Annotated in this window: 18 protein-coding genes and 2 pseudogenes; 11 read left to right on the top strand and 9 right to left on the bottom strand. The window is 75.8% G+C overall.

Annotation, left to right across the window (positions count from 1 at the left end; genetic code table 11):
• The first annotated feature begins 25 nt into the window (after positions 1–25).
• From I4I82_RS06145 to I4I82_RS34375, 5 genes and pseudogenes are all read left to right on the top strand, one after another.
• The gene (locus tag I4I82_RS06145; RefSeq protein WP_226369900.1) at positions 26–1,030 is read left to right on the top strand and encodes an XdhC family protein; all 1,005 of its coding nucleotides are present in this window, start codon (positions 26–28) and stop codon (positions 1,028–1,030) included.
• Positions 1,027–1,725, top strand: a complete 699-nt coding sequence (locus I4I82_RS06140; protein ID WP_218591355.1) for a YdcF family protein — start codon at positions 1,027–1,029, stop codon at positions 1,723–1,725. The genes I4I82_RS06145 and I4I82_RS06140 overlap by 4 nt, the downstream gene beginning before the upstream one ends.
• Before the next feature lie 20 nt (positions 1,726–1,745).
• Positions 1,746–3,026, top strand: coding sequence for a deoxyguanosinetriphosphate triphosphohydrolase (locus tag I4I82_RS06135; RefSeq protein WP_218591354.1), 1,281 nt, complete (start codon positions 1,746–1,748; stop codon positions 3,024–3,026).
• 25 nt (positions 3,027–3,051) lie between these two features.
• Complete coding sequence (locus I4I82_RS06130) at positions 3,052–3,459, top strand: YccF domain-containing protein (RefSeq protein ID WP_218591353.1); 408 nt, start codon at positions 3,052–3,054, stop codon at positions 3,457–3,459.
• A gap of 40 nt (positions 3,460–3,499) precedes the next feature.
• Positions 3,500–3,604 (top strand): annotated as a pseudogene (locus I4I82_RS34375) (carboxymuconolactone decarboxylase family protein); the annotation flags it as partial.
• An 18-nt stretch (positions 3,605–3,622) separates the two neighbouring features.
• Here I4I82_RS34375 and I4I82_RS06125 read toward each other — a convergent pair.
• The 4 genes and pseudogenes from I4I82_RS06125 to I4I82_RS06110 all read right to left on the bottom strand — a co-directional run.
• Positions 3,623–3,736: pseudogene (locus I4I82_RS06125) on the bottom strand (RNA polymerase sigma factor SigJ); the annotation flags it as partial.
• Positions 3,733–4,470 (bottom strand): HNH endonuclease family protein, encoded by a 738-nt coding sequence (locus I4I82_RS06120; protein WP_226369899.1) that lies wholly within the window; start codon positions 4,468–4,470, stop codon positions 3,733–3,735. The pseudogene I4I82_RS06125 and the gene I4I82_RS06120, both read right to left, overlap by 4 nt.
• A 113-nt stretch (positions 4,471–4,583) precedes the next feature.
• Positions 4,584–5,903, bottom strand: coding sequence for a DEAD/DEAH box helicase (locus I4I82_RS06115; RefSeq protein WP_218595437.1), 1,320 nt, complete (start codon positions 5,901–5,903; stop codon positions 4,584–4,586).
• A gap of 372 nt (positions 5,904–6,275) precedes the next feature.
• Positions 6,276–7,217 carry a serine protein kinase RIO gene (locus I4I82_RS06110; protein WP_218595436.1) on the bottom strand — a complete coding sequence of 314 codons (942 nt, stop codon included), beginning with the start codon at positions 7,215–7,217 and terminating at the stop codon, positions 6,276–6,278.
• 251 nt (positions 7,218–7,468) lie between these two features.
• On the opposite strand from I4I82_RS06110, the gene I4I82_RS06105 reads away from it, so the two are divergent.
• Positions 7,469–8,392 (top strand): NADP-dependent oxidoreductase, encoded by a 924-nt coding sequence (locus I4I82_RS06105; protein ID WP_308112770.1) that lies wholly within the window; start codon positions 7,469–7,471, stop codon positions 8,390–8,392.
• Between the two features lie 6 nt (positions 8,393–8,398).
• On the opposite strand, the gene I4I82_RS06100 is transcribed toward I4I82_RS06105, so the two are convergent.
• Both I4I82_RS06100 and yaaA read right to left on the bottom strand, forming a co-directional pair.
• Positions 8,399–9,430 carry a hypothetical protein gene (locus tag I4I82_RS06100; protein WP_218595435.1) on the bottom strand — a complete coding sequence of 344 codons (1,032 nt, stop codon included), beginning with the start codon at positions 9,428–9,430 and terminating at the stop codon, positions 8,399–8,401.
• A gap of 54 nt (positions 9,431–9,484) precedes the next feature.
• Positions 9,485–10,234, bottom strand: coding sequence for a peroxide stress protein YaaA (yaaA, locus tag I4I82_RS06095; RefSeq protein WP_218595434.1), 750 nt, complete (start codon positions 10,232–10,234; stop codon positions 9,485–9,487).
• A gap of 180 nt (positions 10,235–10,414) precedes the next feature.
• Here yaaA and I4I82_RS06090 point away from each other — a divergent pair, with 180 nt between their 5' ends.
• Together I4I82_RS06090 and metX are read left to right on the top strand one after the other, a co-directional pair.
• Complete coding sequence (locus tag I4I82_RS06090) at positions 10,415–11,728, top strand: bifunctional o-acetylhomoserine/o-acetylserine sulfhydrylase (RefSeq protein WP_218591348.1); 1,314 nt, start codon at positions 10,415–10,417, stop codon at positions 11,726–11,728.
• A gap of 7 nt (positions 11,729–11,735) precedes the next feature.
• Complete coding sequence (metX, locus tag I4I82_RS06085; protein ID WP_218595433.1) at positions 11,736–12,872, top strand: homoserine O-acetyltransferase MetX; 1,137 nt, start codon at positions 11,736–11,738, stop codon at positions 12,870–12,872.
• 241 nt (positions 12,873–13,113) lie between these two features.
• On the opposite strand, the gene I4I82_RS06080 is transcribed toward metX, so the two are convergent.
• Positions 13,114–14,946 carry a serine/threonine-protein kinase gene (locus tag I4I82_RS06080; RefSeq protein WP_218595432.1) on the bottom strand — a complete coding sequence of 611 codons (1,833 nt, stop codon included), beginning with the start codon at positions 14,944–14,946 and terminating at the stop codon, positions 13,114–13,116.
• Positions 14,947–14,959: 13 nt separating this feature from the next.
• Positions 14,960–17,041: a serine/threonine-protein kinase gene (locus tag I4I82_RS06075; RefSeq protein ID WP_225921094.1), complete on the bottom strand. Its 2,082-nt coding sequence runs from the start codon at positions 17,039–17,041 to the stop codon at positions 14,960–14,962.
• A 149-nt stretch (positions 17,042–17,190) separates the two neighbouring features.
• Here I4I82_RS06075 and I4I82_RS06070 point away from each other — a divergent pair, with 149 nt between their 5' ends.
• Positions 17,191–18,954 carry a proline--tRNA ligase gene (locus tag I4I82_RS06070; protein ID WP_218595430.1) on the top strand — a complete coding sequence of 588 codons (1,764 nt, stop codon included), beginning with the start codon at positions 17,191–17,193 and terminating at the stop codon, positions 18,952–18,954.
• A 66-nt stretch (positions 18,955–19,020) separates the two neighbouring features.
• Here I4I82_RS06070 and I4I82_RS06065 read toward each other — a convergent pair whose 3' ends face one another.
• Positions 19,021–20,847 carry a serine/threonine-protein kinase gene (locus tag I4I82_RS06065; RefSeq protein ID WP_226369898.1) on the bottom strand — a complete coding sequence of 609 codons (1,827 nt, stop codon included), beginning with the start codon at positions 20,845–20,847 and terminating at the stop codon, positions 19,021–19,023.
• 184 nt (positions 20,848–21,031) lie between these two features.
• Between I4I82_RS06065 and I4I82_RS06060 the strand changes: the two genes are divergently transcribed.
• Together I4I82_RS06060 and I4I82_RS06055 are read left to right on the top strand one after the other, a co-directional pair.
• Positions 21,032–22,360 (top strand): FHA domain-containing protein, encoded by a 1,329-nt coding sequence (locus I4I82_RS06060; protein ID WP_225920529.1) that lies wholly within the window; start codon positions 21,032–21,034, stop codon positions 22,358–22,360.
• A gap of 6 nt (positions 22,361–22,366) precedes the next feature.
• Entirely contained in the window at positions 22,367–23,194 is an 828-nt protein-coding gene (locus I4I82_RS06055; RefSeq protein ID WP_218594842.1) for a protein kinase domain-containing protein, read from the top strand.
• Positions 23,195–23,200 lie beyond the last annotated feature (6 nt).

The raw sequence follows: 23,200 nt of genomic DNA, 5'->3' as shown, positions 1-23,200 counted from the left end.
CCGGGGCACCGCTACCCTGACGGCTGTGAGTGCCTCCCTGCGTGATCTCGGTTCCTCCCTGCGCCGCCTGGCCGGCTCCGGTGTGGGGGTCGTGCGGGTGCTGTCGCGCCACGGCTTCGGCACCGTCGAGAGCGGGCAGATGGTCATCGGCACGGCGGGCGGTGAGCGCGCGGGCGAGCTCTACCGCGGTGCGCTCGACGACTCCGCGCTGCCGCTGGTGGCCGCGTCCGCCGCCGGCCCCGGCACGCGCGACGCGCACGTCGCCGAGTCCGCCGCGATCGACGCCGGGCTCGCCTGCGCGGGCGGCGCCACGCTGCTCGGGCACCCGCTGCCCGCGGGGCACGCCGAGGTGCTGGGCGCGGCACTGCAGAACGGCGCGCCCGCCGCGCTCGTGTCCACCGCCGACGGCGCCACGGTCCTCGTGCTCACCGGGCCGGGCCTGGAGACCGTCACCGGCGGGCTGGGCAACGGCGTGCTCGACGAGTCGGCCGTCACCGCCGCCCGCGCCCTGCTGCGCCGCGGCGCCACCGTCACCGAGGTGGTCCCCACCGAGGCCGGCGACCTGCTGCTCGACCTGTGGGTGCCGGTGCCGTCGGTGCTGGTCGTGGGCGCGGGCGCGATCGGCGACGCCCTGGCCCGCCAGGCGGATCTGCTGGGCTGGGCGGCGCGCTCCGAGTCCGGCCTCGACGCCACCGTCGCCGCCGTCGAGGCGTTCACCGACGCCGACGTCCTGGTGCTGCTCGACCACGACCCCGCCTTCGACGCCGCGCTGCTCGCGGGCCTGCGCCACGGTCGCGGGTTCCTCGGCGCGCTCGGCTCGCGGCGCACGCAGGCGGCGCGGCGCGAGCGGCTGCTGGCCGCGGGCGTCACCGAGGACGAGCTCGCCCGCGTGCACGGTCCCGTCGGGCTCGACATCGGCGCGCGCACGCCGGCCGAGACCGCGGTGTCGATCGTCGCGCAGGTCGTGGCCGAGCGGGCCGGTCGTGCGGGCGCCGCGCTGGCCGCGGCACCGGGCCGGATCGGCGCATGAGCGTCCCGGCGTCGCCGTACCACCGCGACGAGGCGCCGACCGTCCGCCTGGGCCCGCCCGCACGCCGCCGGGCCGGCTGGTTCACCCGCCTCGTCGCCGGGGCGCTGGTGCTGGCCGCGCTCATCGTCGGCGGCACCGCGTTCCGGGTGTGGCAGGTGGCGCGCGTCGACGACCGCCGCCCCGTCGACGCCGTCGTGGTGCTCGGCGCCGCCCAGTACGACGGCGAGCCCAGCTCGATCTTCGCGTGGCGGCTGCGGCACGCGCAGGTGCTGTTCGAGGAGGGCGTCGCGCCGCTGATCGTCACCACCGGCGGCTCGGCCGTCGGCGACGCGTTCACCGAGGCCCAGGCGGGGCGCGACTACCTCATCGAGCGCGGCGTGCCCGCCGACGCGATCGTCGCGGTGGGGGAGGGCTCCGACACCCTGCGCAGCCTGGAGGCCGTCGCCGCCCGCGCCGAGGCCGACGGCTGGAGCACCGCGCTCGTCGTCAGCGACCCGTGGCACTCGCTGCGCGCCCGCACGATGGCCCGCGACGCCGGGCTCGAGGCGTGGAGCTCGCCCACTCGCAGCGGCCCGGCCGTGCAGACCCGCGAGACGCAGTTCCGCTACATCCTGCGCGAGACCGCGGCGCTGCTGTTCTACCGGCTGACGCACGCCTCCGTCGACACCGGCACCGACGACGCGGGGCTCGGCTGAGCGTGCCCGACCCGGACCCCGTGCCCGACTACCCTGCGCAGGACTACTCCGCGCACGACCGGCAGCGGCTGCTGCCCGAGCCGCCCAAGACCGGCAGCGAGCGGCGCACCCCGTTCTCCCGCGACCGCGCGCGCGTCCTGCACTCCGCGGCGCTGCGGCGGCTCGCGGGCAAGACACAGGTGGTCGGGCCGGGGGAGGGGGCGGAGATCAGCGGCGTGCCGCGCACCCGGCTCACGCACTCCCTGGAGGTCGCGCAGATCGGGCGGGGCATCGCCGAGGAGCTGGGCTGCGACCCCGACGTGGTCGACACCGCGGGGCTGGCCCACGACATCGGGCACCCGCCGTTCGGGCACAACGGCGAGGTCGCGCTCGACGGGTGGGGTGCGTCGTGCGGCGGGTTCGAGGGCAACGCCCAGACGCTGCGGATCCTCACCCGGCTCGAACCCAAGATCGGTCACGGCGACGTCGCGGCCGGGCTCAACCTCACCCGCGCCACCCTCGACGCGTCGGCGAAGTACCCGTGGGAACGCCGGCCCGACACGCCCAAGTACGGCGCCTACGCCGACGACGCGGCCGTGCTCGCCTGGGTCCGCGACGGCGCGCCCGGGGGCAGGCGGTGCCTGGAGTCGCAGGTCATGGACTGGTCCGACGACGTCGCCTACTCCGTGCACGACGTCGAGGACGGCATCCTGTCCGGGCGCATCGACCTCGCTGCGCTGGGCTCGCCCACCGAGCGCGCCGCGCTGGCCGCCGCCGCGGTGTCGCACTTCGGCGCCGACCCCGGTGCGCTCGACGAGGCCGGCTCCGTGCTGCTCGCGCTACCCGTCGTCGACGCGGTGCGGGGGTTCCGCCCGTCCACGGCCACGACCTCGGCGCACGTCGCGCTCAAGCGGCTGACCAGCGAGCTCGTCGGCCGGTTCGTGCTCACCGCCGTCGACGCGACGCGGGCGGCGCACGGCGACCGCCCGCTCGTGCGCTACGCGGCCGACCTCGTCGTCCCGCCCCGCGCGGCCGCCGAGGTGGCGCTGCTCAAGGCCGTCGCCCTGCGGTACGTGATGAGCGACCCGCAGCGCCTGGCGATGCAGCGGCGCCAGCGGGAGCTGCTCGCCGAGCTCGCCGACGCCCTGTTGGCCGGAGCGCCCGCCGCGCTCGACCCGGTGCTCGCCGAGGACTGGGCGGCCGCCGCCGACGACGCGGCCCGGCGCCGGGTCGTCATCGACCAGGTCGCGCTGCTCACCGACCAGCAGGCCGTGGCCCGCCACCACGCGCTCACGGCGGGCGCCGACGCACGACCGGCGTGAGCGCAGAACGGGCATAGTGGACGTCGTGCGCACCCTCGGCAACGTCCTCTGGTTCCTGCTCGCCGGCTGGTGGCTGGCCATCCTCTACGCGCTGGCCGGCGTCATCGCGTGCGTGCTGGTCGTGACGATCCCGTTCGGCGTCGCGTCGTTCCGGCTCGCCGGCTACGCGCTGTGGCCCTTCGGGCGGCGCGTCGAGGTGCACCGCGGCGCCGGGGTGCCGTCGCTGCTGGGCAACGTGCTGTGGATCGTGCTGTTCGGCTGGGAGCTGTTCCTCGCGCACGTCGTCGCGGGGCTGCTGCTGTGCGTCACCGTCGTCGGGATCCCGTTCGGGATCGCCTCGTTCAAGATGGCCGGGCTCGCGCTGGTGCCGCTGGGCACGCGCGTCGTCGACGCCGACCGCGCCGATGTCCCGGGCTACCGCGTGGCCGCCTGAGCGTGTGACGCCGGAGGCGGTGCCCGCGCAGCGGGCCGGGCTGCGCGACCTCGCGGTGTACTGGGTCGCGACGGTCGTCGGCTGCGCGTGGTGCGTCGACTTCGGCACGATGCTGCAACGCCTGGAGGGTCTCGACGTCCTGCGCGGCGTGGCGCAGCCACGCCTCCTGCACCGCGTCCTCGGCGTCGGCGGGGCGGCCGGTGATCCGGTAGCCCATGCGCAGCAGGTGGGCGCGCTCGGCCTCGAAGGCCGCCGGATCCGCCGCGCCCGCGGTCAGCCCGCCGCCACGGGCAGCGTCGACAGGGGCAGCGTCGACACGGGGAGGGGCTCGCCGGGGCAGCCGTCCAGGACCCGGGCGATGGCGTCGGCCTCGGCGGCGGTCACCCACAGACCGTAGGTCGCCTTCACCGCGACCTGCCGCGCCACGTACGCGCAGCGGTAGCCGCGCGAGGGCGGGAGCCACGTGGCGGCGTCGCCGTCGCCCTTGGAGGCGTTGGTCGGGCCGTCGACGGCGAGCAGGTTGAGCGGGTCGTTGGCCAGCAGCTCGCGGGTGTCCTCGTCGAGCTGCTGCGCGCCGGTCTGCCAGGCGTTCGAGAGGGCGACGACGTGGTCGATCTGCACGTCGGCACTGGTGCGCTCGCCGCGCAGGAACGGCACGCCGTCACCGGTGTAGGGGTCGAGCAGGGCGCCGGACAGGACCACGCAGTCGCGCGTGCCGGGCCTGTACTCGACGGAGGTCAGGTCGCGGGCGAGGACCTGGTTGCGCTGGTCGCAGCCGTCGCGGTCGACGTCGGCCCAACGCTGGCCGAACTGCTCGCGCTCGTAGCCGGTCTTGGGGGCGCGACCCTTGACGGGCAGGGCGGCCAGTGCGGAGGCGGCGTCGCCGACGGGGGCCGCGGGGGCCGCCGGGACGGTCAGGTCGGGGAGGTCGTGGAGGTCCGGGAGCTCGAGACCGGCGCAGCCGGAGAGCAGCAGGACGGAGAGCAGGATCGGGATGAGGGGCCGTCGCACCGGTCCCAGGATGCCGTTCCGGTGCCTCCGGGTCCCGGTGGCGCGCCGACCGTCCGACGACGAGAGGCGCGGCTCCCGGTGGGGAGCCGCGCCTCGTGCGGTGCGTCGGTGGATCAGGCTGCGGAGCGCCGTCCGCCGGTGCGCGGACGACCGCCGCCGCTGCGGCCGCCGCCCGGTGCGCCGGCGCCACGGGGGGCGCCGCCGCCGGTGCGCGAGCGGCGGGCGGAGCCGCGCGGCTGCTGCGCCGGCTTGGGCGGCTCGATGATCGGCACGCCCGACGGGGTGCGGGCGCCGGTGATGCGCGTCAGCGCCGCGTCGCCGGGGGCGACGTCGGTGTTGGTGGCGCGGACGCCGGCCAGGCGGGTGAGCCGGTCGACGTCGCGGCGCTCCTGCGGCGTCACCATGGTGACGACGACGCCGGAGTCGCCCGCCCGCGCGGTGCGGCCCGCGCGGTGCAGGTAGTCCTTGGGATCGGCCGGGGGGTCGACGTGCACGACGAGCGACACGTCGTCGACGTGGATGCCGCGCGCGGCGACGTCCGTGGCGACCAGGACGGGCGTCTGCCCGTCCTTGAACTCCGCGATCGCCCGGTTGCGGGCGTTCTGGGCCTTGCCGCCGTGCAGCGCGCCGGCGTTGACGCCGTCGCGGCGCAGCGTCTTGACCAGCCGGTCGACGCCGTGCTTGGTGCGCACGAACAGGATCGTGCGCCCGTCGCGGGCCGCGATCTCGGTGACGACGCGCGGCTTGGACGCCAGGTCCACGTGCAGCACGTGGTGGTCCATCGTCTCGACCTGCGCGGTGGAGGACGCGATCGACCGGGTGACCGGGTCGGTGAGGTACTGGCGCACCAGGGTGCCGACCTCGCCGTCGAGCGTGGCCGAGAACAGCAGGCGCTGGCCGTCGGCCGGGGTCAGGTCGAGGATCTTGCGGACCTGGGGCAGGAAGCCCATGTCGGCCATGCGGTCGGCCTCGTCGATCGCGGTGATCTCGACGCCGGACAGGTCGCACGTGCGCTGCGTGGTGTGGTCGGTGAGCCGGCCCGGGGTGGCGACCAGCAGGTCGACGCCGCGGTTGAGCTCGGCGACCTGCCGGTTGAACGACATGCCCCCGACGACCGAGGTGGTGGTGAGGCCGAGCGCCCGGGCGAACGGGGTGAGCGCGTCGACGACCTGCGTCGCGAGCTCACGCGTGGGGACCAGCACGAGCCCGCGCGGACGGCGGGCCTGCGAGCGGCCGCCGGCCAGGCGCGACAGCAGCGCGAGCCCGAAGGCCAGCGTCTTGCCGGAGCCGGTCTGGCCGCGGCCGAGCAGGTCGCGCCCGGCGATCGTGTCGGGCAGCGTGGCGGCCTGGATCGGGAACGGCTCGGTGAAGCCCTCCGAGGCCAGGGCCTTCACGACCGGCTCGGGCAGGCCGAGCTCGGCGAAGGACGGCATGCCGGACTCCGGCACGGTCCACAGGACCTCGGGCGGAGCGGGGGTGCTCGGCGCCGAGGGGCGCGCCGGGCCGCGGGAGCGGCTCGACGCGGGGCGCCCGCCACCGCCGGAGCGGCGCGGGCGCGAGCTCGCCGACGAGAAGTTCGCACGGCGAGAAGAGCTGGGGGAAGACAAGAAAGGAAACCTCCGGGACGTGGCACGTCAGCACGGAGAGGCAGCGCCGAGATGGCGGCGGCTGAGATCTCGAGGGACGAGCCCGGGCGCAGACGTTGCGCCCTGAATGGGGTGGAGCGGGTGCGCCAGGCGAAGGGGAAGGACCGTGGTCGGGCCGGGCGCTCGTGATCGAGTCTAGCGGGCCGGCCCGACCACGGCTCACCACTCCGGCTGTGACGTTGCCGCGCCCGCCGCCACCAGCAGCTCCGGCAGCAGCGTGCCGGGCTGCCCGACCTCGGGCGGCAGGCCCCGCGCGGTGAACCACTCGCCGATCCGCGCGACGTCGCGCGCCAGGAACTCCGGCCCCCGCGGGTTGGTGACGACGTCCACGACCTGCGGGAGGTCGATGAGCACCAGCCGGGGCGAGCGGTCGGGACCGCGGTGCACGAGCACGTTGTAGGCGGAGAGGTCGCCGTGGGCCAGCCCGCGGCGGGCCAGCCCGAGCAGGGCGTCGACGAGCTGGTGCCAGAGATCACACAGCTCGTCGCGGTCGGGCCGGCACTGCGCGAGCCGCGGCGCGGCGGTGCCGTCGGCGTCGCCCACGAACTCCATGAGGAGCTCGGTGCCGGTGCACTGCACCGGGTAGGGCACGGGCACGCCGTCGGACCACAGCCGCGACAGCGCCGCGAACTCCGCGCCCGCCCACTGCCCGGCGAGCAGGTCACGGCCGAACGCGGTGCGGTGCGCCATGGCGCGGGTCTCCCGGGAGCGCCGCACGCGGCGGCCCTCCAGGTAGCCCGCGTCCCGGTGGAACATGCGGTGCTCGGCCGTGCGGTAGCGCTTGACGGCCATCAGGGCGCGGCGGTCGGTGCCGGGCACCGCCCGCTCGAGCAGGCCGACGTCGGCCTCCTTGCCCGACTTCAGCGCGCCGAGATCGGTGTCGACGGCGGCGTGGTCGGTGACGACCCAGTCCGGCCGGGGCGCGGGGCCGTGGTCGGCCCCGTCCCAGGTGGACCAGCGGTCGCCCTCGGGCGGGCCGTCGGGATCGGCGCCGCCGCGCTCGTCGAGCGCGGACAGGTCGATCCTCGCGCGGCCGCGCGGGCGGGGCTCGTCGTCGTCGAAGCGACGGCGCTTGCGGAGGGGCTCGTGGTGCTGGGACAACGGGGGTTCTCCTGGTGAGGTGCCCCGGGGTCAGCAGCTCAGCGTCAGCAGTTCAGCGCGGACCGGGGGCGGAGGGGGGACGGGCTCGCGGCACGTCCGTGACAGCGATGGACACGACGCACCTCCCTCTCCTCGGCTACCACCCGGCCACCCGGCCACCCGGCCGGTCGACGCAGACCCTCCCGCAGCCGGCCCGCGCGCCACAACCGGTTTTCCCGCCGGGGTTGGCCGGGGACGGGACCGGGCACGTCATGACCATGAAGGCATTCGTGTTCACGCAGTACGGCGGCACCGAGAACCAGGAGATCCAGGACCTCCCGACGCCCGAGCCGGGCCCGTCGGAGGTGCGCATCGCGGTGCGGGCGGCCGGGGTGAACCCGGTCGACTGGAAGGTCCGGGAGGGGCACCTCAGCGAGGTCATGCCGCTCGACCTGCCCTCGGTCCTGGGCAACGAGGCCGCGGGCGTGGTGGAGGCCGTTGGGCGGGACGTCGAGGGGTTCGCGGTCGGCGACGAGGTCTTCGGGAACACCGCGCCCACGTCGGGCGGGTTCGCCGAGCAGGCGCTGCTCACCGCGGGCGCGACGGCGCACAAGCCCGCCGGGCTGCCGTTCACGACCGCGGCGGTCCTTCCGGTGGCCGCGGCGACGGCGTACGACGGGCTCGAGCAGCTGGGCCTGGAGGCGGGCGCGACGCTGCTGGTCAACGGCATCGGCGGGGGAGTCGGCGTGGCCGCCGCGCAGATCGCGCGCGACCGCGACCTCACCGTCGTCGGCACGGCGTCGGAGGACAAGCGCGAGCTCGTCGAGTCCCTCGGCGCGATCCTGGTGCCCTACGGCGACGGCGTGGCCGACCGCGTCCGCGAGATCCTGCCCGACGGCGTCGACGGGATCCTCGACCTCGTCGGCGGCGACGCCCTGCGCGCGGTCGCCGGCCTGTCCCGCGACCCCTCCCGGATCGTGTCCGCGGGCGACCCCGCCACGGCCGAGGAGGTCGGCGGGGCGCTGGTCGCCCGCGCCCGCACCGCGGCCGTGCTCGACGCCGTGGTCGCGCTCGTCGCGCAGGGCAAGCTCGACCCGCACGTCACCGAGGTGTTCCCGCTCGACGACGCGGCCGCCGCGCTGCAGTCGGTGGAGGCGGGCCACTCGCGGGGCAAGGTCGTGGTCGAGATCGCCTGACGTCGGTCAGCCGGCGCAGAGCGCGACGCCCTGCTCGAGCGTGCGCAGGGCGTCCTCCCGGCTGCGCCGGCCGTACCCGCAGGCGGCGGCGACGTCGACCGGGTGGCCCACGGCCCGGTCGACGGCGGCGAGGACGCCGCGCAGCTCGTCGGTGCTGCCGCCCTCGTGGAGCAGCCCGGCGACGAACCGCGTGCCGACCGGCAGGCGCAGGCCCGACAGCGGGGCGTAGAAGGCCTCGTCGAGCGAGGGCGGCTCGTCGCCCGCGGCCAGCGGGGCGTGCACGTACTCCAGCGGTCGCCCCGCGGGCCACGCCCGCGCCACGGCGTTGGCCAGCGCGACCAGCGGCGACGCGTCGCCGACGCGGGTGAGCGCCTTGTGCCCGAGGTCGCCCAGGCACAGGTGCAGCCCGAAGCGGGCGCCCTCGGGCGCGCGGCGGGCCAGCGCGGCCACCCCGCCGCCCGCCCAGCGCGCCACCGCCCTGCGCAGCGGCCCCGGGGCCATCGCGACGAACACCTGCTCCGCGGGGAGCTCCAGCTGGAACAGCACGTCCGACCCCACCTGCGCGTGGATCTCGGTGATCTCCCGCACCGCCGCGTCGGTGAACGGGCGGCGGTGGGTGAACGGGCCGGTGGGGCCCAGGGTGAACATGGCCATGTCGAGGTCACCGGGGATGCCGACCTGGAACGTGAGCCCCGGGCGCCCGAGCTCGGCCCGCAGCGCCTCGAACACCGGCCGCGCGGCGGCGTGGGTGGCGGTGTGGCCGAAGTCGAGGCCGTCGCCGGAGAGCCGGTGCCCGCGGCGGACCCTGTAGTTGAGCTGGTCGTCGTAGGCGGTCCAGCCGCCCTCGCGGCGCACGGCGAGGTCGGGGTGGTCGCGCAGGCCCTCGATGATGTGCACGATCCAGTCGCGGCGCTCGCCGGTCTCGCCGTCGGGCAGGTACGCCAGGTGCGGCCCGGCGCGCTCGAGCAGCTCGCGCATCGCCTCCTGCGCGGTCGGTGCCGGGTAGCTCCCGATGGCGTGGATCCGGCGTCCGCTCATCGCGCGATCGTCTGGCCCCGTGCGCGGCCGGTCAATCCGCCGAAGGCGGCCTGATCAGGCCGGGACCACCACGTGCAGCACGGCCGGTGCCGGCCGCTCCACCCGCATCCCGGCGCGCCGGGCCAGCGCGGCCACCGCGCCCGCGTCGGCCGGCTCGGCCCGCGTGCCGGCGAGCAGGCGGGCGAGGCGTCCCTTGTGGGCCTTGTTGAAGTGGCTGATGACGGTGCGGGTGCCGTCGGGGCGCTCCGCGAGGACGTCGACGTCCACGGCACCCGGCACGCGGGCGAGCGCGGCGTAGGAGCCCGAGCGCAGGTCGACGACGAGCTCGCCGTCGGCGATCGCGCGCAGCACCGGTTCGAGCAGCGGGCGCCACGCCGCGGCCAGCGTGCCGCGCCCGGGCAGGGCGGAGCCGGCGGAGAGCCGGTAGGCCGGGATCGGGTCGTCGGCGCGGACCAGGCCGAACAGCGCGGAGCCGACGGCGAGCCGCTCGCGCGCCCGGGCCGCCGCGGTGCCGCGCAGGCTGCGGACGTCGAGCGCGTCGTAGAGGACGCCGGTGTAGCGCAGCAGCGCGGGCGTCGTGGGGGACCCGCGCAGCGCCGCGTTGCGGGCGATCTCGGCGTCCTGCTTGGGGGACAGGCCGAGCGCGGCGCGCGCCGCCGGGACGTCGGCGGACAGCGCCACGACCTCGTCGACGAGGGCCGACCGCAGCGGGCCGAGCTCCGGGTGGCGCAGCGCGTCGAGCCGCAGGGGAGGGCCGTCACCGCCGTCGATCTTGGTCTCCGAGGGCGGGAGCAGCACGAGCACACCCGAACGGTAACGACGGGCGCTGTTGTGGCGGGATGTCGGGCCGGTTACGGTCGCGGCGTGATCCGCCTCGTGACCCGCCGGCATGTGGACTACATGCGCGTCACGAGCGCCGCCTGTCGCTGCGCCTGACGCGACCCCCGCCGCTCACCTCGCACGTCCACTCCCAGGGAGAACTCTGTGTCCGACACGCCCGATCCGACCGCCAACTGGTCGTTCGAGACCAAGCAGGTCCACGCCGGCGCCACCTCCGACCCGGCCACCGGCGCCCGTGCCACCCCGATCTACCAGACGACGTCCTACACCTTCCGCGACACCGAGCACGCCGCCGCGCTGTTCGGCCTCGCCGAGATGGGCAACATCTACACGCGGATCATGAACCCGACGCAGGACGTGCTGGAGCAGCGTGTCGCCGCGCTCGAGGGCGGCATCGGCGCCGTGGCGTTCGCGTCCGGCCAGGCCGCGCAGACCCTGGCGATCCTCAACATCGCCGAGTCGGGCGACCACTTCGTCTCCAGCGCCTCGCTCTACGGCGGCACGTACAACCTGTTCCACTACACGCTGCCCAAGCTCGGCATCGAGGTCTCGTTCGTCGACGACCCCGACGACGCCGAGGCGTGGAAGGCCGCCGTCCGCCCGAACACGAAGCTGTTCTACGCCGAGACGCTGGGCAACCCGCGCGGCAACGTGCTCGACGTGCGGCTCGTCGCCGACATCGCGCACGAGGTCGGCGTGCCGCTGCTCGTCGACAACACCGTGCCGACGCCCTACCTGCTCCGTCCGCTCGAGCACGGCGCCGACATCGTGATCCACTCGGCCACCAAGTTCCTGGGCGGCCACGGCACGTCGATCGGCGGCGTCGTCGTCGACTCCGGGAACTTCTCCTGGGGCGACCACGCCGACCGCTTCCCCGGGCTCACCACCCCGGACCCCAGCTACCACGGCCTGAACTACTGGGACGCGCTCGGCCCGGTGTCGTACCTGATCAAGCTGCGCGTGCAGCTGCTGCGCGACCTCGGCCCGGCCATCGCGCCGCAGAACAGCTTCCTGCTCATCCAGGGCATCGAGACGCTGTCGCTGCGCATGGAGCGCCACGTGCAGAACGCGCAGGCGCTCGCGGAGTGGCTGCAGGGGCGCGACGAGGTGGAGACCGTCCACTACGCCGGCCTCCCGAGCAGCCCGTGGCACGCGCTGCAGCAGAAGTACCTGCCCAAGGGCGGCGGCGCGATCGTCGCGTTCGAGCTGCGCGGCGGCGTCGAGGCGGGCAAGAAGTTCGTCGACGCCCTCGAGCTGTTCAGCCACCTCGCCAACATCGGCGACGTGCGCAGCCTCGTCATCCATCCCGCGAGCACCACGCACTCGCAGCTGTCGGGTGACGAGCAGGCCAGCACCGGCGTCACGCCGGGCCTGGTGCGGCTGTCGGTCGGCCTCGAGGGCATCGAGGACCTGAAGGCCGACCTCGACGCGGGCTTCCGGGCGTCCAAGGGCGCATGATCGACGGGTGACGACCACACTCGACTCCCCTCCCGCCACGGGTGCGTGGCGGGAGGGGGACGACCCCGGCGGGCGGCTCTGGACCGCGCCCGCCCCGCTCCGCGTCGAGTCCGGCGCGGAGCTCCCCGGCGTGCGCCTGGCGTACGAGACGTGGGGCGAGCTGAACGCCGACGCGTCCAACGCGGTGCTGGTGCTGCACGCCCTCACCGGCGACAGCCACGTCACCGGCCCCGCCGGGCCCGGGCACCCGACGGCGGGCTGGTGGGACACCCTCGTCGGCCCCGGCCGCGCGCTCGACCCGCTGCGCTGGTTCGTGGTGGCGCCCAACGTGATCGGCGGCTGCCAGGGCAGCACCGGCCCGGCGTCGACGGCGCCGGACGGGAGGCCGTGGGGCAGCCGGTTCCCGATCGTCACCCCGCGCGACGCGGTCGCGGCGGAGACGGTGCTGGCCGACGAGCTCGGCGTCGCGCGGTGGGCGTGCGTCGTCGGCGGGTCGATGGGCGCGATGCGGGCGCTGGAGTGGGCCGCCACCGAGCCCGACCGCGTCGCCCGGCTGTGCCTGCTCGCCGGGCCCGCCGCGACCTCCGCCGACCAGATCGGCTGGGCCTCGCCCCAGATCGCGGCCGTCCGCGCCGACCCGGGCTGGCACGGCGGCGACTACCACCACGCCGCCCCCGGCCAGGGCCCGCACCTGGGGCTCGGCGTCGCGCGGCGGATCGCGCACCTGAGCTACCGCAGCGGGTTCGAGCTGGCCGAGCGGTTCGGGCGCGACGCCCAGGACGGCGAGGACCCCCGCCACGGCGGGCGCTACGCGGTGGAGAGCTACCTCGACCACCACGCCGCGAAGTTGGTCCGGCGCTTCGACGCCGGCTCCTACGTCCGGCTGACCGAGATGATGAACGCGCACGACGTGGGGCGCGACCGCGGCGGGGTCGCGGCCGGGCTCGCGCGGGTGACGGCCCGGACGATCGTCGGGGGCATCAGCTCCGACCGGCTCTACCCGCCCGCGCAGCAGGAGGAGCTGGCCGACGGCATCCCCGGTTCGGGCCCGGCACGGATCATCGAGTCGCCCTACGGGCACGACGGGTTCCTGATCGAGGCCGATGCGGTGGGGGCGCTGGTGGGGGAGCTGCTGGCGGAGTAGCGGCTGACGCCGCCTGTGAGTGGGAAACCAGGGCTGCAGCCCTGTTTCCCACTCACGAGGGGGGCGGGCGGCTGGTCGCTCGCGAGGTGATCGCTGCGGGCCGCACACCACGGTCGTGCCCGGAACCGTGACGTGCGGCGGGGAGCGATCACCGGGTCGGTGATCGTCGGGAGTGCGCTGTCAGGGTCGTGCGGGCGACCGTCACGTCACACTTCCGGTCGGCAGGTCCGCGGCCTGCGGGTCAGCGGGCTCCGAGCAGGGCCACGGCGACGGTGGCGAGGATCAGCAGCAGGGACAGCAGACCGAGCAGGATCGCCCACCGCCGCTCGGCCCGGCGGTCGCGGCCGACGGACCGGGTCGGCGGGTCGGGGGCCGGGGTGCGGGTGGTCGGGGCGTCGGCAGAGGCCTCGGGAGCCGGCTGTCCCGGGGAGCCGATGACGAGCGTGCGCGGCCGGCCGGTCTGGCCCGGCTGTCCGGTCGGGGTGGTCGGGGGCTCGGTGCCGGTGTCGTGGCGGGTGGTCGCGGGCTCCGCAGCGGGCGCGGCCGGCTTCCGGCCTGCGGGCACGGGAGCGGCGGCCGGGGTGGTGCGGGGGCGGGGGGACGGGCGGCCGGTGTCTCCGGCGTCGGTCGGACCGGGCGTGCCGGGTGTACCGGGGTGGACCGCGGTCACCACGACCTGCTGCTGCCCGGAGGGGCGGGCGGGAGGTGCTTCCGTCACCTCGGTGGGGGCGGCGGGGGTCTGCCCGGCCGGGGGCGAGTCGGCTGAGTGCGGACCGGCAGGATCCTTCCCGAGCGGAGCCGCATCCTCGATCGTCGTGTCCTCTGCCACCGGTCCGGCGACGGTTCCGGCCGGTTCCGGCCCGCTGGCCGCGTCGCCACCGGCCGTGATGGCGTCGGCCGGCGTGTCATCGGCCGGCGTGGCGTCGGCGTCGGCCGGCTCCTCCAGTGGAGCCTCATCCCCCTGCGGCCCGTCGTCCGGTGCTGCGTCGTCCACGGCCGGGGCGGAAGCGGTGGGGGACTCGCGGTCTGCCGGCTCGGGAGCGGGCGGCGGTACCGCCGCCTCCCCGGACCGGGACGACCCGATCTCCGGCGGGTCCGTGGGCGGCGGGGAGACCGTCGTGGCGTCCGTCGGAGCCACCCCGGAGGGCGCCACCCCGGATGGCGCTACCTCGGGCGGAGCCGTCGTCGCCCGCGTCGGGGCGTCCCCGGCCGGGACGGCAGGGGCGGGGACGGGGGCCGGGGTGTCCAGCGCCGCCCCCAGCTCGTCGCTGAACTCCTGGGCGGTGGCGGGCCGGTCGCCCGGGTCCTTGGACAGCACCCGCGCCAGCACCGCGTCGATCACCGGCGTCAGCTCCGGTCGCACCGACGACGCCGGCTGCGGCACCTCGCGGGCGTGCGCGAGCAGCACCGCCACCTCGTGGTCCCGCTCGAAGGGCAGGTGCCCGGTGAGGCAGCGGTAGACGAGCACGCCGAGGGCGTAGACGTCGGTGCGCCGGTCGAGCGGGCGGCCGCTGATCTGCTCGGGGGCGATGAAGTCGGCCGAGCCCAGGACCTGCCCGGTGGCCGTCAGCGGGGGGCCGTCGGTGCGCTTGGTGATACCGAAGTCGCTGAGGTAGAAGTGGTCGCGGCCGAGGCGGTCGGTGCTGGCGAGGACGTTGGCGGGCTTGATGTCGCGGTGCACCAGCCCGGCGTCGTGCGCGACCTCCAGCGCGCCCGCCACCTGCTGCACCAGCGTGCGGACGCGCTCGTGGGGCAGCGTCGCGCCGGGCGGGAGCAGGCTGCGCAGGTCGCGGTTCTCGACGTAGCGCATCACCATGTACAGCAGGCCGTCGGCCTCGCCGGCGTCGTAGACCGGGACGATGTGCGGGTGCTCCAGCTCGGCGACGATCTGCGACTCGCGCGCGAACCGCTCCCGGAACGTCCCGGCGTCGGCCAGCTCCGGGTCGAGCACCTTGAGCGCGACCTGCCGGTTGAGGTGCAGGTGCTGGGCCAGGTAGACGGTGCTCATGCCGCCCCGCCCGATGGTGCGGACGATCCGGTACCCGGCGATGTGCGTCGGATCGGTGCCTGGCATCTGCGGGCGGCTCCTACGTGGCGGCGGTGTCCAGCACCATGATCTGCCCCGTGTTCAGCAGTGAGACGTAGGCGCGGCTGCCGTCGGGCGCCACGGTGACGCTCGACGGGCCGTCCACGGCGGGGATCCGGGCGGTGACGGCGAGCGTAGCGGCGTTGACCACCGTCACGATGTCGCTCTCGATGTCGGTCGTGTAGAAGAACCGCCCGTCGGGGGAGTAGGCGATGTCCTGCGGCGACTGCCCGACCGGCACGGTCCCGACCACGGTGTTCGTCGCCGTGTCGATCACCGAGACCTCGTCGCTGTCGTAGTTGACGACCGCGACGCGGGTGCCGTCGGGCGACACCGTGGTGCTGTGCGGGGAGGTGCCGACCGGGATCTCGGTGATGATCCGGCCCGTGTCGGGCTCGATCACGGACACGACGTTGGACTCGTGGTTGGCGGTGTAGAACGTCGAGCCGTCGCGTCCGAACGCCACCCAGTGCGGGTTGCGCGCGACCGGGATCTCGCGGGCGACGGTGTCGGTGGCGAGGTCGATGACGTCGACGCGTCCGTCGTCGTGGCTCGGCACGAACAGCAGAGACCCGTCGGGGTTGGTCGACGACGCGAACGGCCGCTTCCCGACCGGGACCGTCGCCGTGATCTCGTTGGTGGCGGTGTCGAGCACCGACACGAAGTTCTCGGTGAACTCGTCGTTGTAGACGGAGATGTAGGCCTCGGAGCCGTCCGGCGAGAACGACACGAACCGCGGCGGCCCGGCCGGCACCGGGATGGTGGCGACGATGCCGTTGATCGTCGTGTCGAAGACGGTGACGACGCCGGCGTTGCGGTTGCAGATGTAGAGCGTGCGCGCGTTCGGGGTGACGTGGGCGTAGCCGGGGGTGTCGCCCGCCGGGAACGTGCCGGCCACCGTCGGGATCGCGACGGCGGACAGGATCTCCAGCGGCCCGGTCTCGGCGACCGGCCCGCCCGTGGTGGTCGGGGCGGCGGTGGCCGTCTGTCCGGGCCCGAACGTGCGGACGACGGTGAGCACCAGCGCGGCCAGCGAGAGCACCACGAGCACGCTCATCGCGATGAGCAGCGGGCTGCGCCTCGACGCCCGGGCGGGCGGGGCGGGATCGGGCAGCTGCTCGGACGAGCGGTGCCGCCCGTCGGCGGAGGCGAGGCCCAGCGACGCGACCGGCAGCATCCGCACCGGCTCCACCGGCCGCGGCGCCGGCGCGGTCGGGACGCGGACGGTGGGGCGCGAGTCGGCGAGGTCGTGGGTGGCCGTCAGGCCGGAGGTGGCGGCGCGGGCGGCCGCGGCGAAGGCGCCCGCGGAGTCGTAGCGGTCGGCGGGGTCCTTGGCCATCCCCTTCGCCACGACGGCGTCGAGCCCGGGCGGCACCGACGCGCTGGTCGCGCTCGGCACGGGCGCGTCGGTGAACAGGTGCGCGTACATCAGCGCGGGCAGGTCGTCGCCCGCGAACGGGCGCCGCGCCGTGAGGCACTCGTAGAGCAGGCAGGCCAGCGAGTAGACGTCGGCGCGGGAGTCGACCGGCTGGTTGGTGAACCGCTCGGGCGCCATGTAGTCGAGCGTGCCGACGGTGGCGCCCGTCATCGTCAGCGAGGTGCGGGCGGTGCCGATGGAGCGGGCGATGCCGAAGTCGACGACGTAGACGAAGTCGCTCGCGGTGACCAGCACGTTCGACGGCTTCACGTCGCGGTGCACCAGCCCGTCGGCGTGCGCGGCGTCGAGCGCCTCGGCGATCTGCCCGATCAGGTGCACCGCGCGCTGCGGCGGCAGCGCGCCGTCCTGGGCCAGCATGACGCCGATGTCGCGGCCGTCGACCAGGCGCATGTCGATGTAGAGGCGGCCGTCGATCTCGCCGAAGTCGTGGATCGGGATGACGTGCGGCTCGCGCAGCCGCGCGGCGACGTAGGACTCGCGCTCGAACCGGCGGGTGTACTCGCCGTCGCCGGTGAACACCTCGGGCAGCAGCTTGAGCGCGACCTGCCGGTCGCGGCGGGTGTCGTGGGCGCGGAAGACCTCGCCCATGCCGCCCGTGCCGAGCAGGTCCTGGAGCTCGTAGGGGCCGAACTGCCGCGGGATCATCACGTCGCCACCTTCGAGGCCGTCCCTGTGCCTGCAGTGCTCGTCGTGCGGCCGGGGCCACACGTTACGACCCGGCGGCCCGACCGTCGAGGGCCCGCGCGGCAGAACCGCCGCGACCGGGCCCCGGGGGCGTCGCTAGTCTTCTCCGGGTGCTGACCAGGATGTCGTCGTTGTTCCTCCGGACCCTGCGGGACGACCCGGCCGACGCGGAGGTGCCGAGCCACAAGCTGCTCGTCCGCGCCGGCTACGTCCGCCGCGTCGCCCCGGGGATCTACACCTGGCTGCCGCTGGGACTGAAGGTGCTGCGCGCGGTCGAGCAGATCGTGCGCGAGGAGATGGACGCCATCGGCGCCCAGGAGATCCAGCTGCCCGCGCTGCTGCCCCGCGAGCCCTACGAGGCCACCGGCCGCTGGACCGAGTACGGCCCGAACCTGTTCCGGCTCAAGGACCGGAAGGGCGGCGACTACCTGCTCGGCCCCACGCACGAGGAGCTGTTCACCCAGGTCGTCAAGGGCGAGTACTCGTCCTACAAGGACTACCCGGTCGTGCTCTACCAGATCCAGAACAAGTACCGCGACGAGGCGCGCCCCCGCGCGGGCATCCTGCGCGGCCGCGAGTTCCTCATGAAGGACTCCTACTCGTTCGACCTCACCGACGAGGGGCTCTCGGAGTCCTACGCCGCGCACCGCGCCGCCTACGTGAAGGTCTTCGAGCGGCTCGGCCTCGACTACGTCGTCGTCGCGGCCACGTCGGGCGCGATGGGCGGCTCGGCGTCGGAGGAGTTCCTGGCCGTCGCGCCCACCGGCGAGGACACCTTCGTCCAGAGCCCCGGCGGCTACGCGGCCAACGTCGAGGCCGTGACGACGACCGCGCCCCCCGCGATCCCGCTCGAGGGGCTGCCCGAGGCGCAGGCGCACCACACGCCGGGCACGCCGACCATCGAGTCGCTGGTGGCGTTCCTCAACGGCGCCGGGCTGGTCGACGGGGAGGGACGGGGCCGCGAGTTCACCGCGGCCGACACCCTGAAGAACGTCCTGCTCAAGACGCGCGCCCCCGGTGCGACGGAGTGGACGCTGCTCGGCGTCGGCGTCCCCGGCGACCGCGAGGTCGACATGAAGCGCCTGGAGGCCGCCCTCGAGCCCGCCGAGGTGGCGCTGCTCGACGAGGCCGACTTCGCGAGGAACGCGTTCCTCGTCAAGGGCTACATCGGCCCGGTCTCGCTGGCCGCCAACGGCGTGCGCTACCTGGTCGACCCGCGCGTGGTCACCGGCTCGGCCTGGGTCACCGGCGCCGACAAGCCCGACCACCACGTCGTCGACCTCGTGGCCGGCCGCGACTTCACCCCCGACGGCACGATCGAGGCCGCCGACGTCCGCGAGGGCGACCCGGCCCCCGACGGCTCGGGCCCGCTGTCCACCGCCCGCGGCATCGAGATCGGGCACGTGTTCCAGCTGGGCCGCAAGTACGCCGACGCCTTCGCGCTCGACGCGCTGGGCCCGGACTCGAAGCCCGTCCGGATCACGATGGGCTCCTACGGCATCGGCGTCTCGCGGCTCGTCGCGGTGATCGCCGAGCAGAACCACGACGGGTCGGGCCTGGTCTGGCCGGCCGCCGTGACGCCCTACGACGTGCACGTCGTGATCGCCGGCAAGAACGAGGAGATCATGACGGGCGGCGCGGCCCTGGCGGCCGAGCTGGAGGCCGCGGGCCTGCGCGTCCTGCTCGACGACCGCAAGGCCTCGCCCGGCGTCAAGTTCGCCGACGCGGAGCTCATCGGCGTGCCGACGATCGTCGTCGCGGGCCGCGGGCTGGCCACCGGCGTCATCGAGGTCAAGGACCGGCGCAGCGGCGAGCGGGTCGAGGTGGCGCTGTCCGACGCGGTCGCCCACCTGGCGGGGCGGGTGACCGGCTGAGGCCGCCGGGGCCCGGGCCTCCACGGCCCGGGTCCTCGGCGATCCGGGTCCTCGGCGATCCGGCACTCAGCGGTCGGCGACGAAGTCGACCGAGTTCCACCAGTCGTAGAGGGCGCCGGCGTCGCCGGAGGACTCGGCGACGTAGCCGATCGCCAGCGCGGCCTCGTCGGTCCAGAACAGGTACGACGTACCGGTGTCGGTCTCGGTGAAGCAGGCGACCTGCCCGCCGAGCCCGCCGCCCTGCCGGGAGAAGACCGCCCGGACCGACGCCGGCTCCGCGCACTCCTGGATCGTGCCGGTGGTGCCCGGGATCCCCTCGACGTCGGCGAGGCTGGTGAACGTCGAGTTCATGTCGTCGAGTGAGGCGTAGCGGGCGAACGTGGCGCTCGTGGGCCCGGTGCCGGTGGACGGCGGCCCCGCGCAGACGACGAACGCCGTGGCGCCGTCGAGGGTGTCGGGGGTGCAGGTCGACTCCCCGTAGCCCGAGGGGAGCTCGGTGAGCAGCAGGTCGGTCTCGGGCGTCGACGGGGCCGTCGTGGGGGCGACGGTGGTGGTCGGGGGCACCGTGGTGGTCGGCGGCGCCGCGACCGTCGTCGGCGTGGGGGCGCCGCCGCCGCTGCCCGACGTCACGAACCAGACGATGCCGCCGCCGATCAGCGCCAGCGTGACGACCACGGCGATCGCGATGAGCGCGGTGCGGTCCTTCTTCGGCGGCTGCTGGGTCGGGTAGGAGCCCGGCCCCCAGCCGGCAGGCGGCTGCTGGCCGTAGCCCTGCGCGTAGGCGCCCTGCTGGCCGTAGCCGGGCTGCTGGCCGTACGCGGTCTGCTGCCCGTAGGCCGGCTGCTGGCCGTAGCCCGTCTGCTGGCCCCACGACTGCTCCGCGCCGTACGCGGGCTGCGCGGCCCAGGGGTCGGACGGGTTGGAGGGGTTCGACGGGTGCGACGGGTACGCCGGCGGCATGACGGCCGTGGCCGGTTTGCGCAGGTCGGGCGTCGACGAGCCGCCGAACGCGACGGTGGCGCCCGAGGTGCTGGGGTCGGTGGCCCACCCGCCGATCTCGGCGCGGGCGGCCGCGGCGAGGGCTCCCGCGCTCGACTGGCGCTGCGCCGGGTCCTTCGCCATGCCCTGCGCGACGACCTGGTCGAGCCCGGTCGGCAGGTCGGGGCGCGAGGTGCTGGGGCGCGGGGGCGGGGCGTTGAGGTGGGCGTTCATCAACGTGGCCATGTCGCCCTCGAACGGCGGACGGCCGGTGAGCGCCTGGTGCAGCACGCACGCGAGGGCGTAGACGTCGGCCCGGGGATCGCCCTCGACGCCCGCGAACCGCTCCGGCGCGATGTAGGCGAGCGAGCCGGGCATCGTGCCCGCGCGGGTGAGCGCCGGGTCCTCGCCGACGCCCTCCTGGGCGCGCGCGATGCCGAAGTCGAACAGGTAGGCGAAGACCTCGCGGTCGACGGTGGGCCCGTGCACGCCCGCGAGCAGCACGTTGGACGGCTTGACGTCGCGGTGCACCAGCCCCTCCGCGTGCGCGGCGTCCAGCGCGGCGGCGACCTGCGAGATCACCGACACGGCCGCGACCGGCGGCATCGGGCCGTAGCTCTTGAGCCACGTCGCGAGGTCCATGCCCTCGACGAGGCGCATGTCGAGGTAGAGCCGGCCGTCGATCTCGCCGAAGCGGTGGATCGGGACGATGTGCGGCTCGCGCAGGCGCGCCGCCGAGCGGCACTCGCGGCGGAACCGCTCCTGGTACTCCTGGTCCTCGGCCAGGTGCGGCGGGAGGACCTTGAGCGCGACCGTGCGGTCGGTGTCGGTGTCGTGGGCGCGGTAGACCTCACCCATGCCGCCGCGACCGAGGAGCTCCTCGATCCGGTACGGCCCGAACGTCGAATCCAGCACGCCGATCTCCCCACCTCTGCCGGTCCGTCCCCGCGACCGTGGACCCGACCCATCGTGGATCGTGTCGTCGCGGACGGCACGGGTGCTACCACTCCGGTGCACCGAATGGATAACACCCGGTCCCGGGACCGGTCCCGGGACCGGCAGGATGTGATCCTCCGGCGGGAGCCGGGGAGGGACGACGATGCGGGGTGGTCGGGACGTGGACGGCGGCGCGCCGCGCGCGGTGGTGCTCCCCGGTGACGGGGTGGTCGCGCGCTTCCCCGGGATCCTCTGCGTCGCCCGCTGCCCCGATCCGGCCCCGCTCGCGCGGCTGCTGGACCTGTGCCGGGAGGTCGCGGGGGCCGACCCCGGCCGCGCGCTGGCCCGGCGGTTCGCCGCGTGGCTCGGCGGCCCCGACGCCCCGCCCGACGCCCTGGTCTTCGGCACCGTCTGCGCCGCGGGGGAGGCCACCGCGGTGTTCCTGACCGGCCCGGTCGGTGCGCGGGTGGGCGGGACGGTGCTGTCGGGAGCCGACGCCGCGGCCTGGACCGACCGGCTGGTCGCCCCCGGCCCGGTCCGGCTCGCCCTCGACGGCCCGGCGGCCCCGGCCGCGCCGTCGGCCGGGCTGTTCGACCTGCGGGAGGGGGTGGTCGCGGGCGGGGGGATCGAGCTCGCCCCCGCCGCGTCCCCGGTCGCGACCGCTCCGCCGGGCAACATCAACGCCCGGCCGACGCTGGTCGGGGTGGAGACCGGGCGCGCGGCCGGCACCGCGCCCGCGCCGCCGGAGGCCGCGCCCGCAGCGGCGGCGGTGGCGATGGCGAAGCCCGCCCCCGCCTCCCCGGGCCCCGGTACCGGGCAGGGTTCGGCGGTCGGACCGGGCACCGGGCAGCTCCCCGCCGTCGGGCCGCGCACGGCGGCCCGACGCTCCGACGCCATCCACGGCGTGCCGCCCGACGGTCCGCCGCGCCCGCCGCTGGAGGCCGGGGACGCGGGCGGCACCGGCACCCGTTCGGCGTCGGGCGGCCCGTCCTCGGCCACCCCGACCGGCCCGGGCCCGGGCGAGGCCCGGGGGCACCTGTGCTCGGGCGGCCACCTCAACGATCCCCGCTCGCGGGCCTGCGTCCTGTGCGGGGTGCGGATGAACGAGCGCACCGGCGTCCTGGTCATCGGCGCGCGCCCGCCGCTGGGCCTGCTCGTGTTCGACGACGGCGCCGCCTACACCGTCGACGGCGGGTACCTCGCCGGTCGCATGCCCGAGTCCGACGAGCGGGTCCGCTCCGGGCAGCTGCGCTCGATCGTCGTCGAGGACCGGTCGGGAGCGGTGTCGCGCGTGCACGCCGAGGTGCGCGTCGAGGACTGGGACGTGGTCCTGCTCGACGCGGGGTCGCGCAACGGCACGTTCCTCGCCGCCCCGGGCGATCCGTCCTGGTCGCAGGTCCCGCCCGGGCAGGCGCGGCGGCTGCTGCCGGGCATGCGCGTGCGCCTGGGCGGGCGGACGTTCACGTTCGAGTCGACGTCCGGGGCGAGCTGAGACGCCGTGGACGCTGCGCCGACGGCCGCCTCCGCACCGGCCGACTACGAGATCCTGCGCCTGCTGGGCGAGGGCGACCACGGCCGCTGCTACCTCGCGCACCCGCCCGCACGGCTCGGGCTGGACCGGCCCGTCGTGCTCAAGGTGTTCGCCGACGCGGTGGGGGAGCAGGCCTACGAGCGGGGCGTGCAGGAGCTGCGGGCCTACGCCGCCGCCGGCTCCCCGCACCTGGTCCGGGTGCACGAGGCGGTGCTGGCCCACGGGTTCGTCCACGCCAGCGAGCACTTCCCGCTCGGCTCGCTCGCCGCCCCCGCCCGCCCGGTCGACCGGGTCGCGACGCTGCTCGCCCTGGAGCACGCCGCCCGCGCCGCGCACGCGCTGCACGAGGCCGGGATCGCCCACGGGGCCATCACCCCGGCCAACGTGCTGTTCGACGGCGACCCCGGCGCGCCGCCGTGCGGCGGGCGGCTCGCCGAGCCGAACCTCGCCCGCCACCTCACCCCGGGCACCACGCTCACCGGCATGGGTCGGGCCGGTTCCGTCGAGTTCGCCGACCCCGCCCTGCTCGCCGGGGCCCGGCCGTCGCGGCGCACCGAGGTGTGGGCGCTGGGGGCCACGATCCACCGCGCGCTGGCCGGCACCGGCCTGTACGGCGAGCTGCCCGCCCCGCAGCCGATCTCCTCGATCCGGATCGTGCTGACCGCGCGCCCCGGGATCGACCCGGGTCTCGACCCGGAGGACGCGGCGCTCGTCCGCGCCTGCCTGGCGCCGGGCGGCGGCCGCCCGGCCACCGCGGAGCAGGTCGCCGACCGGCTCGCCGCGCTCGCCTCGTAGGGGCTC

The organism is Pseudonocardia oceani, from assembly GCF_019263585.2.
In the GTDB taxonomy this organism is placed as follows: domain Bacteria; phylum Actinomycetota; class Actinomycetes; order Mycobacteriales; family Pseudonocardiaceae; genus Pseudonocardia; species Pseudonocardia oceani.
The sequence above is the reverse complement of the archived record's forward strand: the minus strand, read 5'-3'. Positions and strand labels throughout refer to the sequence as shown.